Here is a 14,135-nt window from a genome sequence, read left to right on the forward strand (position 1 = left end):
GCCCTCCCATGACCAACATCGAAGAACTCAAAAGCACGGGGCTCAAGGCCACGCTTCCGCGACTGAAGATTCTGGAGGTGTTTCAAAACGCCAAGCAGCGCCACATGACCGCCGAGGATGTGTTTCGCGTGCTGCTGGAAGACCGCTCCGACATCGGGTTGGCCACCGTGTACCGCGTGCTGATGCAGTTTGAACAGGCGGGTCTGCTCACCCGCAGCAACTTCGAGTCGGGCAAGGCCGTGTTTGAACTCAACGAAGGCCAGCACCACGACCACCTGGTGTGCCTGGACTGCGGCCGCGTGGAAGAGTTTTTCGACGAAGAGATCGAGAAACGCCAGCACCTGGTGGCCAAGACGCGTGGCTTTGTGCTGCAAGAGCACGCGCTCTCGCTTTACGCCAACTGCACCAAGACCGACTGCCAGCACCGCACCAAAAGGGCCTGAGAGAGCAGCGAACCACGGGAAGCGGGCAGCCCGGGGGCAGCAGTCCTCAGCGCCGGGCCGCCCCAAGCAAGGCCAGCCCCCCTCGGAGGGCAGCGAACCGCACGCAGTGGGGAGCGTGGGGGCAGCAGGCCGCAGCGCCGGGCCGCCCCAAGCAAGGCCAGTCCCCTCGGGGGGCAGCGAACCGCACGCAGTGGGGAGCGTGGGGGCAGCAGGCCGCAGCGCCGGGCCGCCCCAAGCAAGGCCAGCCCCCTCGGGGGGCAGCGAACCGCACGCAGTGGGGAGCGTGGGGGCAGCTGCTCCTCACTCTCCCCGCGACATGGCCGCGCGGTGGCGCGAAACGAACTCCTGGTAGGTGTCAATGCCACGCAACTGCAAAATGGTGTTGCGCACCGCCGCTTCCACCAGCACCGCGATGTTGCGCCCGGCCACCACCTGAATCACCGCCTTGCGCACGGGAACGCCCAGCACGTCCTGGTACAGCGGCTCGTGCGGCATGCGCTCGTAGTCGCGCTCCATGGTCTCCTTGCGCACCAGGTGCACGATCAGCGAGAGGCGCATTTTGCGGCGCACGGCGGTTTCGCCAAAGATGGCCTTGATGTCGAGCAGACCAATGCCGCGCACTTCCAGCAGGTTTTGCAGCAACTCGGGGCAACGGCCTTCGATGCTGGTCTGGTTGATACGGTACAGGTCCACCGCGTCGTCGGCCACCAAGCCGTGGCCGCGTGAAATCAGCTCCAGCCCGAGTTCGCTTTTGCCCAGACCCGACTCGCCCGTGATCAGCACACCCATGCCCAGAATGTCCATGAACACGCCGTGCATGGAAGCGCGGTCGGCAAAGTGGCGCGAGAGGTAGGCGCGCAACACATCGATGACAAAGGCCGCCGATTCGGTGGTGGAAAACATCGGGATTTGAGCCCGTTCGCACATGGCCAGCAGCGCATCGGGTGCGGTCTGGCCGTCGGCCACCACCAGCACCGGCGGCTCCAGCGTCACGATGCGCGAAACCCGGCGGCGGTTGTCGTCGTCGTTGGCGCTCGTGAGGTAAGCCACCTCGCGCTCACCAAACACCTGCACCCGGTAGGGATGGATGTAGTTGAGGTAGCCCACCAGGTCGGCACCCGAGCGGGCCTCGCGAATGGCCACCTCATCAAAGCGCCGCTCAGAGGCGCCCAAGCCAGCCACCCACTGCCACTTCAGGGCTTCGCGGTGGTCTTCAAACAGGACGTCTGCGCTGACGACGGTGGGTTTCATGTCAGATCACTTTCACTCAAGGGCAGACAGTTACCGCCAGCGTGTTGAGCTTGCGCGGTGCCGCACAAGGCAAAACAGCCCCATGCAGGGGCTGTTGGTGTGGATTCGGCACGCCAGCCGGCTTCGCGCGCGGCCTTGCAGCACGCAGCAGCGAAGCGCCACGTTCAGGCGGCGGCGTGTGCCGACTGCCAGGACGTGATGAGACCGTGCAACGCCGCTGCTTCGCCAGACGTTTTCATCTGCTCGCGCAGGGCGCTGTCGCTCAACAGCTCGGCAATTTCGGACAGGATCTCCAGGTGTTTCTGGGTGGCCGCTTCGGGCACCAGCAAGAAGATCATCAGCTGCACGGGCTGCTCGTCGGGCGCGTCAAACCCGATGGGGCTGCCCAGCTGGAACACCGCAGCCAACGGCTGCTTAAGACCCTTGATGCGGCCGTGGGGAATGGCAACGCCGTGGCCCAGACCGGTGGAGCCCAGGCGCTCGCGCGCAAACAGGCTGTCGGTGATCAGGGCGCGGTTCAGGCCGTGCAGGGTTTCAAACAGCAAGCCCGCTTCTTCAAACGCACGTTTCTTGCTGGTCGCGTCGACGCTCACAAGCACTTGCGCGGCGGGCAATATGGCAGATAGTCGGTTCATGTGGGCCTCTTGGACCGCAAATTATGCCGAGTTGAGCGGCGTTGGCTAGACTCTGGCAACAAAAAAGCCGCTTGACTTTTCAAGCGGCTTGCTGCAGTGCAACATAAGAGCCGCTTCTAGCGGCCCTTCGCGGGGTTTACATCAGGCGCTTGGCGGCCTCGTGGTGGTGGTCTTGCGCCTTGTCCTTGTAGCGCAGCACCTGGCGGTCCAGCTTGTCGGCCAAGTCGTCCACGGCGGCGTACAGATCGGCGTGGGCACTTTCAGCGAACAGGTCTTTGCCCTTGACGTGGATGTTGCACTCGGCGCGCTGGCGCAGGTCTTTTTCTTTGAGGTTGTCTACCGTGAGCAGCACCTTGATATCGACCACCTGGTCAAAGTGTCGGGATATGCGTTCGAGTTTGCTGGTGACATAACCGCGCAAGGCGGGGGTGACTTCGAGGTGGTGACCGCTGATCGTCAGGTTCATACATGAGCCTCCTTATGCTCCGGGTTGACACAAGCCGCCGGGTGGGCAGACCTCCCGGCGGCGACGGGGATGCCTTGAATCCACTATGCCCATGAACGGGGTGCAGCGCAAGCTTGCAGTGCAACAAAGCGTGAAAATGCGAACCTTGTCATTCAGCTAGGGGCATTGGGCGTGCTGTGCACCTTGAGGCGGCGCGACATGACCACCGCCGCCAGACTGGCGCACACGCCAAGCAAGCCCGCCACCCAGTAGTACTGCACCAGGCCATTGGCATCGCGGCTGATGATGAGACCGCCCAGAAACGACGCCAGGCCCATGGCCGCAGACTGCACCGATGCATTGAGCGCCATGAAGGTACCGCGCAAGGCCGGTGTGGCCGCACCGGTGACCAGCGCCATACCGGGAATCATGCGGCCGCTGAGCAACACAAACAGCCCCGTGGACGCGGCCAGCACCGCCCACAGCGGCAGGGCGGGCATGAGCGTGATGGCCATGATAGGCACGGTGACCGCCAGGGCCAGCCAGCGAAACAGCCGCACCTTGCCCATGCGATCGGTCAGGCGGCCAAACACCCGCGCCGTGATCAGCGTGGCCGCCCCACCACACAGATAAATGTACGGAACCTGATCGGGGCGCACACCCACATTGGTCTCCATGTAAATGGTGATGAAGGGAATGATGGTGAAGCCGGTGAACATGAGCAGCGCCGAAAACGCAAACGCCCGCTGGTGGTTGCGCTCGCTCAGCACCATACCGATGCCGCGCCAGATGGACGGCCGACCTTTCACCAGCAGGTGCTGGTTCAGCCTGGGCAGGGTCAACGCGGCACCCACGGCCAACACGCCACTGAGCGCAGCGATACCGATAAACGGCGCTTGCCAACCCAGGCGCGAGGCGAGAAACAAGCCAATGGGCACACCGGCCACCGTGGAGAACGAGAACGACGACATGACGATGCCCATGGCGCGACCGCGGCGCTCGAACGGCACCACGTCGGCCACGATGGTTTGTGAGAGTGCCGACAACACGCCGCCAAACATGCCCGCCGCCACGCGCGCCACCATCAGGAACCCATACCCCGGCGCCAACCCGCAGGCCAGCGTGGCCAGCGCAAACAGGACGTACAGCGTGAGCAGCAGGCGCTTGCGGTCAAACCGGTCCACGTAGGTGGCGGCCGCCAGGCCTGAAATACCCGCCGACAAGGTGTAGGCCGAGACCAGCAAGCCAAACTGCGCGTCGGTGATGCCAAACAGCCGCGTGAATTGCGGCCCGAGCGGCATCATGATCATGAAGTCGAGGATGTGGGTGAACTGGATGCCGGCAATGGTCAGCAACAGCCAGCGTTCGCGGCCAGGGGTGAGATGAGAATGTGTCATGATTTTGGGTAACAACCCAATGTATCCGAGGCGCCGCTGGCGCCGGGTCACCAGGCCAACCACGTTGTCACTCGATACCCTGATCTCACGCAACATGTTGGCAACCGAACAGCCCGGCTTGCAGGTCGACGGCTGTGCGCTGGTGCTCATGGGTGGTGGCGCCCGCACGGCGTACCAGGCGGGTGTGTTGAAGGCGCTGGCCGCCATGCTGGGTACCACCACACCCAGCCATGCTGGCGCTGTAGCGCCGTTTCCATTTCGGTGCTTGTTTGGCACCTCGGCGGGTGCGCTCAATGCCGCCTACCTGGGTAGCCACGCCGCGCTGGGCCTGGCAGCGCTGCCGCAGCTGGCAGGCTTCTGGCGCGGCCTGCGCTCCGAACAGGTGTACCGGCTGGACGCACCAGGCTGGGTGCGTGCCAACCGCCTGGTGGCCGGCTGGACGCTGGCGCGCCAAGTGCGCCGCCACCGCGCCCTGCTGGACACCCTGCCCCTGGTGAACACGCTGCACCAGGCCATCAACCTCCAAGCACTGGAACAGGCGCTGGAGCAGCGGCACATCGACGTGCTCGGCGTCACCGCCTCCAGCTACACGTCAGGCGAACACTGGACCTTTTGCCAAACCCGCACGGACAGCCCGGTGCAACCCTGGCACCGCCCGGGCCGGCGCGCCGACTTTCAACCTATCACCATCGAACACCTGATGGCGTCCAGCGCCATCCCCTTCCTGTTTCCGGCCGTACCACTGTGGGTGGACGGGCACAAAGAACACTTTGGCGACGGCTCCATGCGCCAGCTGTCTCCGCTGTCACCCGCCATTCACTTTGGTGCCCGGCGGGTGCTGGTGATCGGCGTGGGCCAACCCACGCGCTCGGGCATGGCCGCCCGGGTCAGTAACGAACCCACCGCCGGCACCATTGCGGGCCACGCCATGGCCAGCGTGTTTCACGACACGCTGCAGTCTGACGTGGAGCAAACCCAGCGGGTCAGCCAGACGCTGGCCCGGCTGCCGCCCCACCTGGCGGCGGCGCTGCCCTACCGCCCGGTCGAGGTGCTGGCGCTGCAGCCCAGCTTTTCGCTGGACGAACTGGCCCACAAATACATGGGCTCGCTGCCCCGGCCCACGCGCAACACCCTGGTGGGGCTGGGTGCGCTGGACACCGGGCGGGGCGCTGCCGGCAGCGCCGCTGCGCTGGCGAGCTACCTGCTGTTTGAGCCCGACTTCGTCACCGCCCTGATCGAACTTGGTGAGGGTGACGCCTGGCGGCGCAAAGACGAATTGATGCTGTTTCTGAACGCACCGCCGAGCCACAACCAGCGGCCTGCAGTGCCATAATCGACGGCAGTTTTCAACCCAGCGACACCCCATGGACAGCACACCTCCCAGTTGTGTGCTTTCAGCTCCACCCGCTCCCGTCTGAGCCCCGCCCAACGCGCGGACGCTGAGGTCAGGCGAACGGCCGGCTGAAAGCGCCACCCCACCCGCCCCGGGGGCGCACGAGCGCCCCGCTTCCCTCAGACCCTCTCACGCCGGGAGCGCCCACATGCTCAACGTATTTACCCTGGCCAACGGCCGCCTGTTTCAGGAAGAAATCGAGTCGCTCGAAGAACTGGCGCAGTTCAAGCCCATCTGGGTCGACCTGGAAGCCCCCACCCCCGAAGAGCGGCGCTGGGTGAAACAGCACTTTGGCCTGTCGATTCCCGAAGACGCGATGGACGAGGACATCGAGGAGTCGGCCCGCTTCTTTGAAGAAGACAACGGCGAACTGCATGTGCGCAGCGACTTCTTGATCGACGATGAAGAAGACCCACGCGCCATCCGCGTGGCGTTCATCTTGAACGAGCACAACGACTCGCTCAAGAGCAAAGGCGTGCTGTTTTCCATCCACGACGAAGACGTGCCGGTGTTTCGGCTGCTGCGCATGCGCGCACGCCGCATGCCCGGCCTGATCGAAGACGCCAAAGACGTGCTGCTGATGCTGTTTGACGCCGACGCCGAATACTGCGCCGACACGCTGGAAGACATTTACGACGAGATCGAGACGGTGAGCAAAAAGGTGCTCAACAGCAACGCCTCGGACAACCTGCTCAGCGAAGCCCTGTCGGCCATCGCGCGCAACGAGGACATGTCGGGTCGCATCCGCCGCAACGTGATGGACACCCGGCGCGCCGTGAGCTTCATGATGCGCAGCCGCCTGCTGAGCGCCGAGCAGTTTGAAGACGCACGGCAGATTTTGCGCGACCTTGACTCGCTGGACAGCCACACCGCTTTTCTGTTCGACAAGATCAACTTCTTGATGGACGCCACGGTCGGTTTCATCAACATCAACCAGAACAAGATCATCAAGATTTTCTCGGTGGCCAGTGTGTCGCTGCTGCCGCCCACGCTGGTGGCCAGCAGCTACGGCATGAATTTTCGTTTCATGCCCGAGCTGGACTGGGCTTATGGCTACCCGCTGGCCATTGGGCTCATGGTGTTGTCGGCCATCGTGCCCATGGTGTATTTCCGCAAGCGGGGCTGGTTGCGGTGAGACCACCCCCATCGCTGGTTCACTTCGTGTCACCGGCTCCGCCCCTCAAGGGGCAACGCAGTGCGCCCCGGCAAAGCCGGTTGCGCCGCGTTCTGGCTGGGGGCATCGCGCGCCGGTCAATCAACGGTCGCTGAACAAGGCCTCGGTCACCGCGCCGCTGTAGCGGCTGGCCACTTCGCGCAAGAACTTCGGAAAGTCCACATGCGCGGTGTCGTCGGCACGGTCTGAAATGGTGCGCACCACCGCCAGGGGCACACCGAAGTCGTGACACACCTGCGCAAAGGCCGCGCCCTCCATTTCCACCGCCAGCGCGTCGGGCAGTTCGCGCTGCAGCGCCTGGCTCTCGGCGGTGGTGGCCACAAAGCGGTCGCCGCTGATGAGCAGGCCCTGGTGCAAGCGCGGTGCTTTCAGGCCGAAGGCCGCCACGGCCTCGGCACCCAGTTGCGGCGGCAGCGTGTGCAGCATGCGCTCGCAAGCCAGCTCCAGCGCGTCGGTCAGCGGCGCATCGGCCTCGAAACGCGCTCGGCCATAGCCCGGTACCTCGTGGCGCGGGAACAGCGGCGACGCGTCCATGTCGTGCTGCAAAAAGCTGCGTGCCAGCACCATATCGCCCACCTGCACGTCCGCGCCCAGGCCGCCGGCCACACCGGTGAACACGATGCGTTGCACACCGAAGTGCTGGATCAACAATGTGGCGGTGGTGGCCGCAGCCACCTTGCCGATGCCACTGAGCACCGCGACCACGTCTTGCCCGTGTAGGTGCCCGACCCAGAATTCGCGCCCACCCACCACCTGCTTGTGTTCGTCGGGCATCAGCGCGAGCACGCTGGCGAGTTCGTCGTGCAAGGCGGCAACAACAGCGGTACGGGTCATTCGGGGGCTCCTGAAAAGACGGAGGCGGCCGAAGCCGCCCTGTCATGGTGTCGCAGTGGCTGCGTCACTTCTTGTCGCGCAATTCGCGGCGGAGGATCTTGCCCACCGGTGTCTTGGGCAGCTCGGTGCGGAACTCCACCACCTTGGGTTGCTTGTAACCGGTGAGATTGGCTTTGCAGAAATCGCGCACCTGGGTTTCGCTCAGGGCCGGATCCTTTTTCACAATCACCAGCTTCACGGCCTCACCCGACTTGTCGTCGGGCACACCCACCACGGCGCACTCCATCACCCCGGCCAGCTGGGCCACCACGTCTTCCACCTCGTTGGGGTAGACGTTGAAGCCGCTCACCAGCACCATGTCTTTCTTGCGATCCACAATTTTGAAATAGCCGCGCGCGTCCATCACGCCCACGTCGCCGCTCTTGAAGAAACCATCGGGCGTCATGACCTTGGCGGTCTCGTCGGGCCGCTGCCAGTAGCCGGCCATCACCTGTGGTCCTTTGATGGCGATCTCGCCAGGCTGCCCCAGCGGCACTTCCATGCCATCGTCGTCCAGGCATTTCATCCAGGTGTTGGGCAGCGGCACACCAATGGTGCCGCTGTATTCGGTGCTGGTGGTGGGGTTGCAGCTGGCCGACGGGCTGGTCTCTGACAGGCCATAGCCCTCGCAAATCGGGCAACCGGTCTTGTCCAGCCAAAGCTTGGCTACCGCCCCCTGCACGGCCATGCCACCGCCCACCGAAACCTTCAGGTTGCCCCAATTGACGGTGTTGAAGTCGGGGTGGTTGGCGAGGCCGTTGAACAAGGTGTTGACGGCCGGAAAGCTGTGGAAGGTGTGCTTGCTCAGTTCTTTGAGCACGGCGGGCAGGTCGCGCGGGTTGGGAATCAGAATGGTTTTGCCGCCGGTGCGCATGGACAGCATCATGTTCACCGTGAAGGCGAAGATGTGGTACAGCGGCAAGGCGCACACGCTGGTGGGCTGCTCGGTGGCGGGCACCTGCTTCATCACCGGCTGGTTCCAGGCTTCGGACTGCAGCACGTTGGCAATCACGTTGCGGTGCAGCAGCACCGCGCCCTTGCTCACACCGGTGGTACCACCGGTGTACTGCAGCACCGCCACATCGTCGGGCTTGATGTCCGGGCGCTTGAAGGTGCCGCGCGTGCCCCGGGCAATGGCTTCGTTGAAACGCACCGCCTGCGGCAGGCTGAAGGCCGGCACCATTTTCTTGACGTTGCGCACCACGTAGTTCACCACGCCGCCCTTGAGCAGGCCCAGCATGTCGCCCATGGCGGCCAGCACCACGTGCTTGACCGGTGTGTTGGCCACGCATTGCTCCAGCGCGGTGGCAAAGTTCTCCACGATCACGATGGCCTTGGTCCCAGCGTCTTTGAGCTGGTGCTCCAGCTCGCGCGGGGTGTAGAGCGGGTTCACGTTCACCACCACCAGGCCAGCACGCAAGATGCCAGCCACCACCACCGGGTACTGCGGCACGTTGGGCATCATGATGGCCACTCGGTCGCCCTTGACCAGCCCCAGGCCCTGCAAATAGGCGGCAAACGCCTGCGAAAAACTGTCGGTCTGCCCAAACGTGAGCTCTTTGCCCATGAAACTGTAGGCGGGCCGACTGGCGTACTTCTGGAAGCTTTCTTCCATCAGATGCACCAGCGACGGGTACTGGGCCACATCGATGTCGGCGGGCACACCCACGGGGTAGGCGCCCAGCCAGGGACGGTCGGCCGTCGGTTCGGTCATGCGGTATCTCCAGATCTTTTGTGGGTTTTCGACAACTGCGCATTGTCTTTCGCCACGAGGCCGCTGGGCATCGTGTTTTTCCCTTACGAACGACTGACAGGCCAGGTTAACCCCTTGGTTGCTCGCGCTGGCGTGCTATGAAAAACAGTACCCGAAGCCTTTCTTGACGCGACGCAAAAAAGGGGCCCAAAGGCCCCCGTCTTGTGAAACAGATCGAGTGTGCGTTCAGCTCTTCAAAGCCACCAGCACTTCGTCCAGCATCTTCTTGGCGTCGCCAAACAACATGCGGTTGTTGTCCTTGTAGAACAGCGGGTTGTCCACGCCGGCGTAGCCGCTCGCCATGCTGCGCTTCATCACGATGGAGGTGCGCGCCTTCCACACTTCCAGCACCGGCATGCCGGCGATCGGGCTGGTCGGGTCGTCTTGCGCGGCCGGGTTCACGATGTCGTTGGCACCGATGACGATGGCCACGTCGGTGTCGGGGAAGTCGTCGTTGAGTTCGTCCATCTCAAACACGATGTCGTAGGGCACCCGGGCTTCGGCGAGCAGTACGTTCATGTGGCCGGGCATGCGGCCCGCCACCGGGTGAATACCAAAACGCACGTTCACGCCCTTTTCACGCAGGTGCTTGGTGATTTCAAACACCGTGTGCTGCGCCTGCGCCACGGCCATGCCGTAGCCGGGGACGATAATCACATTCTTGGCTTCGCGCAGCATCTCGGCGGTCTCGGCGGCCAGGATGGGGTTCACCTCACCCACCGGCTCGGCCGCTGCACCACCCGCCGGCTTGGGCGCGGCGGCGGTGGTGCCGAATCCGCCGGCGATCACGCTGATGAAGCTGCGGTTCATGGCGTTGCACATGATGTAAGACAGGATGGCGCCACTGGAGCCCACAAGCGCACCGGTGACGATCAGCAGGTCGTTGCTCAGCATGAAGCCGGTGGCCGCGGCGGCCCAGCCCGAATAGCTGTTGAGCATGGACACCACCACCGGCATGTCGGCGCCGCCGATGGCCATCACCATGTGGATACCGAACAGCAGCGCAATGGCGCTCATGACGAACAGCGGGAACATGCCTGCTTCGATGGTCTCGGCCTGCAGGAACATGCGGCCGAAATAGATCACCGCGAGCAGACCGGCCAGGTTCAGCCAATGCCGCCCAGGCAGCAGCAGGGGGCTGCCACCGATGCGGCCCGACAGTTTGCCAAAGGCAGCGACCGAGCCCGAGAAGGTGACCGCACCGATGAAGATGCCAATGTAGATTTCCATCGCGTGGATGGCGTGGGCTGCGCTGTCCAGGTTTTTCGATGCTTCGGGGTCAACATAGGTGGCATAACCCACCAGCACCGCGGCCATGCCGACCATGCTGTGCATGAGCGCCACCAGCTCGGGCATTTGCGTCATTTGCACTTTGCGTGCAGCAGTCAGGCCGATGGCCCCGCCGACCACCATGGCGCCAACGATCCAGGGCACACCGGCCATGGTGACCTGCGGGCCGAACACCGTGGCCAGCACAGCCAGCGCCATGCCGACCATGCCGTAGAGGTTGCCGCGGCGCGCGGTTTCCTGGTTGGACAGGCCGCCCAGGCTGAGGATGAAGAGGATGGTCGCGCCGATGTAGGAGACCGTGGCCAGACTTGCAGACATGAATATCTCTTTTCTTAATCAGTCGGGGACAGAGCTGAAGATCTGCCCCCGAAGTCATTACTTTCGGAACATCGCCAGCATGCGCTGGGTGACTGCAAAGCCGCCGAACATGTTGATGGCGGTCAGCACCAGGGCCAGCGCGGACAGGCCGATGATGAGCGTGTTGGGCCGTTCGGCTGAGGTGGCAATCGGCGAGATCTGCACCAGCGCACCGATGGCGATGATGGAGCTGATGGCGTTGGTCACGCTCATGAGCGGCGTGTGCAGCGCGGGCTTCACGTTCCACACCACCATGTAACCCACAAAACACGCCAACACGAACACCGTGAAGTGCGACAGGAACGCGGCCGGGGCATAAGCACCCACCAGTGCAAACAGCACCGCCGTGACGCCGGCGACGATGGCCAGCTTGCCCGCTGGCATGGGGCCAGACGCTTCGCCGTGGCCGTGGCCTTTCTTGGCAGCCACCGCAGCTGCGGGCTTGGGCGCTGGCTTGGGTGCGGCCACGATGGGCGGCGCAGGCCAGGTGATTTCGCCATTTTTGATGACGGTCAAACCGCGGATCGCGTCGTCTTCCATGTTGACGTTGATCACGCCGTCCTTGGTCTTGCACAGCTCTTCCGTCAGGCGGAACAGGTTGGTGCCGTACAGCGTGGACGACTGGCGCGCCATGCGCGAGGCCAGGTCGGTGAAGCCGACGATGGTCACGCCGTGGCGCACCACCGCCTCGCCGGGCACGGTGAGCTCGCAGTTGCCGCCTTGCTCAGCGGCCATGTCCACGATCACACTGCCCGGCTTCATGCTCTGCACCATGTCGGCGGTGATCAGCTTGGGCGCCGGTTTACCGGGAATCAGCGCGGTGGTGATGATGATGTCCACCTCGCGCGCCTGTTTAGCGTACATCTCGCGCTGGGCCAGCTGGAAACCTTCGCTCATGACCTTGGCGTAGCCGCCACCGCCCGAGCCTTCTTCCTCGTAGTCGACCTTGACGAACTCGCCGCCGAGCGAGACCACCTGGTCGGCCACCTCGGCGCGCGTGTCGTTGGCGCGCACGATGGCGCCCAGGCTGGCGGCCGCGCCAATGGCGGCCAGACCGGCCACGCCGGCGCCAGCGATGAACACCTTGGCCGGCGGCACCTTGCCCGCGGCGGTGATCTGGCCGTTGAAGAAGCGGCCGAAGGCGTTGGCCGCCTCGACCACGGCGCGGTAGCCGCTGACACCGGCCATCGAGGTCAGCGCGTCCATCTTCTGCGCGCGGCTCAGCGTGCGTGGCAGTGCGTCAATCGACAGCGCCGTGACCTGTTTCGCGGCCATTTGCTGCATCAGCTCGGGGTTCTGCGCTGGCCAGAGGAAGCCGATCAGCGTCTGGCCTGCGTGCATCAGCGCCACTTCGTCGGGCGTGGGAGCGCGTACCTTGAAGACGATGTCGCTGCCGCTCCACAGCGCCGCGGCGTTGGGCGCAATGCTGGCGCCGGCTTGCACGTAGTCGGCATCGCTGAGCTGGGCTAGCTCGCCCGCGCCGCTTTCCACCACCACGGCAAAACCCAGCTTGACCAGCTTGGCCACGGCCTCGGGCACGGTGGCCACGCGTTTTTCACCGGGGGAAATTTCACGCGGTACGCCGATGCGCTGCGGTGTGGGTGCGGCCGCGCTGGCTGCGGCTGTTTCGGTCGATGCGCCAGAAGTCATAAGGAAGGTCCTTGATGCAGGGATATCAGAAGGGGGTCGGGAAAAACGGGGCAGGCGTCAGCCCAGCGCGACAAGGCCAGGCCGAAGGGCATGCGCAGCCGGCTCGCCGGCCCAAGCGATTTCAGTCAGCGGCCAAACCGGCGTGAGCCCGTACTGGCGCGGTACGGCCATGGGATCGGGGTAGCCTGGCTGCCTGGGGTGCGACGGCCGTGGGGGCCTCGCCCTCCAGGGTCTCGGCGGGTACGCCAATCAACATAAATGTCTCCTCACTCGCGCGGTTGAAATGTAATTTGGCGCAGCTTAACTGAAAGCTGTTCGAAGCCGCTCAGGGTTCTTCCCCGCTGCGGCTTGAAATCTTCGGCGCCAGCGCATGAAATCTCATTTTGAAACAATGCTCTTCTGTTTATAAGTCATTACTGATATTTTGCAAAGATCCAGCGTGACAGGGCTTCAGCACGGCGTGGGTAGGCCGGTCGATAATCCGCCCATGAACAACCGTTGGAAACCCAGCGCCACCGTGGCCGCCATCATTGAACGCGACGGCCGCTACCTGCTGGTGGAAGAACACACCCCCGAGGGGCTTCGGCTGAACAACCCGGCCGGCCACCTGGACCCCGGCGAAAGCCCCGCCCAGGGCGTGGCACGCGAAGCCCTGGAAGAAACTGCGCACCGGTTCACGCCCACCGCCCTGGTGGGCGTGTACCTGTCGCGTTTCCAGCGCGAAGCCACCGGCGAAGACATCACCTACCTGCGCTTCGCCTTTTGCGGCGAACTGGGTGCCTTTGAACCAGAACGCCCCCTGGACCACGGCATCGTGCGCACCCTCTGGATGACGCCCGACGAACTGCGCGCCAGCGCCGCGCGCCACCGCAGCCCCCTGGTGTTGCAGTGCATGGAAGACCACCTGGCTGGCCGGCGCTACCCGCTGGATGTGGTGACCACCGACGCCTCGGTGCTGAGCGGCTTGCGCTGAAGCCGCCCAGTCAATCGCTGCCCGAAACCCGTCCCCGCAACTGCTTCACCTGCGAACGCGTGGCCTTGCCGGCCAGGCGGCGTTGTTTCGAGCCAAAGGTGGGTTTGGTGGCCTTGCGCGCCTTGGGCACCGTGGCCACGCTGTCAACGAGCGCCTGCAGCCGCTCCAGCGCGTCGGCCTTGTTGTGCTCCAGGCTGCGGCTGGTCTGGGCCTTGATCACCACCACGCCTTCGGTGGTGATGCGCTGGTCGCTCAGTGCCAACAAACGCTCCTGGACGGCGACCGGCAACGGCGAGCCGTGGATGGCAAAGCGCAGATGCACCGCGTTGGACACCTTGTTCACGTTTTGACCACCCGCGCCTTGCGCGCGGATCGCGGTGAATTCCACGTCGGCAAAAGTCAGGAGGCAATTGAGCGGGGTCATGGGGAATACCTGTGGGGGACGGTACAAGGGTAGCGTAGGGGGCACCGGCGGTGACGAGGCAAGCACCGCCCACCAAG

General features: G+C 64.3%; 13 protein-coding genes. 4 read left to right on the plus strand and 9 right to left on the minus strand.

The features are described from left to right. Nucleotides 1–8: 8 nt before the first annotated feature. Complete coding sequence (gene fur, locus AC0GNR_RS08745) at nucleotides 9–443, plus strand: ferric iron uptake transcriptional regulator (protein ID WP_439114842.1); 435 nt, start codon at nucleotides 9–11, stop codon at nucleotides 441–443. A gap of 300 nt (nucleotides 444–743) precedes the next feature. Here the strand turns inward: fur and hprK are convergent, their stop codons facing one another. From hprK to AC0GNR_RS08765, 4 genes are all read right to left on the minus strand, one after another. Then, complete coding sequence (gene hprK / locus AC0GNR_RS08750) at nucleotides 744–1,694, minus strand: HPr(Ser) kinase/phosphatase (protein ID WP_439114843.1); 951 nt, start codon at nucleotides 1,692–1,694, stop codon at nucleotides 744–746. Between the two features lie 164 nt (nucleotides 1,695–1,858). Further along, the gene (locus AC0GNR_RS08755) at nucleotides 1,859–2,329 is read right to left on the minus strand and encodes a PTS sugar transporter subunit IIA (protein WP_322305180.1); all 471 of its coding nucleotides are present in this window, start codon (nucleotides 2,327–2,329) and stop codon (nucleotides 1,859–1,861) included. Between the two features lie 136 nt (nucleotides 2,330–2,465). Next, nucleotides 2,466–2,795, minus strand: a complete 330-nt coding sequence (hpf, locus tag AC0GNR_RS08760; RefSeq protein WP_304833866.1) for a ribosome hibernation-promoting factor, HPF/YfiA family — start codon at nucleotides 2,793–2,795, stop codon at nucleotides 2,466–2,468. Nucleotides 2,796–2,947: 152 nt separating this feature from the next. Continuing rightward, a complete protein-coding gene (locus AC0GNR_RS08765; RefSeq protein ID WP_472900573.1) occupies nucleotides 2,948–4,171 on the minus strand; it encodes an MFS transporter in 1,224 nt (407 codons plus the stop codon). Nucleotides 4,172–4,265: 94 nt separating this feature from the next. Here AC0GNR_RS08765 and AC0GNR_RS08770 point away from each other — a divergent pair, with 94 nt between their 5' ends. Together AC0GNR_RS08770 and corA are read left to right on the plus strand one after the other, a co-directional pair. Then, nucleotides 4,266–5,504 (plus strand): patatin-like phospholipase family protein, encoded by a 1,239-nt coding sequence (locus AC0GNR_RS08770; protein ID WP_472900574.1) that lies wholly within the window; start codon nucleotides 4,266–4,268, stop codon nucleotides 5,502–5,504. A 208-nt stretch (nucleotides 5,505–5,712) separates the two neighbouring features. Continuing rightward, nucleotides 5,713–6,699, plus strand: coding sequence for a magnesium/cobalt transporter CorA (gene corA / locus AC0GNR_RS08775; RefSeq protein WP_472900575.1), 987 nt, complete (start codon nucleotides 5,713–5,715; stop codon nucleotides 6,697–6,699). 120 nt (nucleotides 6,700–6,819) lie between these two features. Here the strand turns inward: corA and AC0GNR_RS08780 are convergent, their stop codons facing one another. From AC0GNR_RS08780 to AC0GNR_RS08795, 4 genes are all read right to left on the minus strand, one after another. After that, nucleotides 6,820–7,572, minus strand: coding sequence for a 5'-methylthioadenosine/adenosylhomocysteine nucleosidase (locus tag AC0GNR_RS08780; RefSeq protein ID WP_472900576.1), 753 nt, complete (start codon nucleotides 7,570–7,572; stop codon nucleotides 6,820–6,822). Between the two features lie 64 nt (nucleotides 7,573–7,636). Further along, nucleotides 7,637–9,325 (minus strand): long-chain-fatty-acid--CoA ligase, encoded by a 1,689-nt coding sequence (locus tag AC0GNR_RS08785; protein ID WP_472900577.1) that lies wholly within the window; start codon nucleotides 9,323–9,325, stop codon nucleotides 7,637–7,639. Between the two features lie 225 nt (nucleotides 9,326–9,550). Further along, complete coding sequence (pntB, locus tag AC0GNR_RS08790) at nucleotides 9,551–10,972, minus strand: Re/Si-specific NAD(P)(+) transhydrogenase subunit beta (RefSeq protein ID WP_472900578.1); 1,422 nt, start codon at nucleotides 10,970–10,972, stop codon at nucleotides 9,551–9,553. A gap of 57 nt (nucleotides 10,973–11,029) precedes the next feature. Beyond that, the gene (locus AC0GNR_RS08795) at nucleotides 11,030–12,661 is read right to left on the minus strand and encodes a Re/Si-specific NAD(P)(+) transhydrogenase subunit alpha (RefSeq protein WP_472900579.1); all 1,632 of its coding nucleotides are present in this window, start codon (nucleotides 12,659–12,661) and stop codon (nucleotides 11,030–11,032) included. A gap of 487 nt (nucleotides 12,662–13,148) precedes the next feature. Here AC0GNR_RS08795 and AC0GNR_RS08800 point away from each other — a divergent pair, with 487 nt between their 5' ends. Next, a complete protein-coding gene (locus AC0GNR_RS08800) occupies nucleotides 13,149–13,634 on the plus strand; it encodes an NUDIX hydrolase (RefSeq protein ID WP_472900580.1) in 486 nt (161 codons plus the stop codon). 10 nt (nucleotides 13,635–13,644) lie between these two features. Here the strand turns inward: AC0GNR_RS08800 and arfB are convergent, their stop codons facing one another. After that, nucleotides 13,645–14,058, minus strand: coding sequence for an alternative ribosome rescue aminoacyl-tRNA hydrolase ArfB (gene arfB, locus AC0GNR_RS08805; RefSeq protein WP_472900581.1), 414 nt, complete (start codon nucleotides 14,056–14,058; stop codon nucleotides 13,645–13,647). Nucleotides 14,059–14,135 lie beyond the last annotated feature (77 nt).

The organism is Hydrogenophaga sp. LT287, from assembly GCF_055702805.1.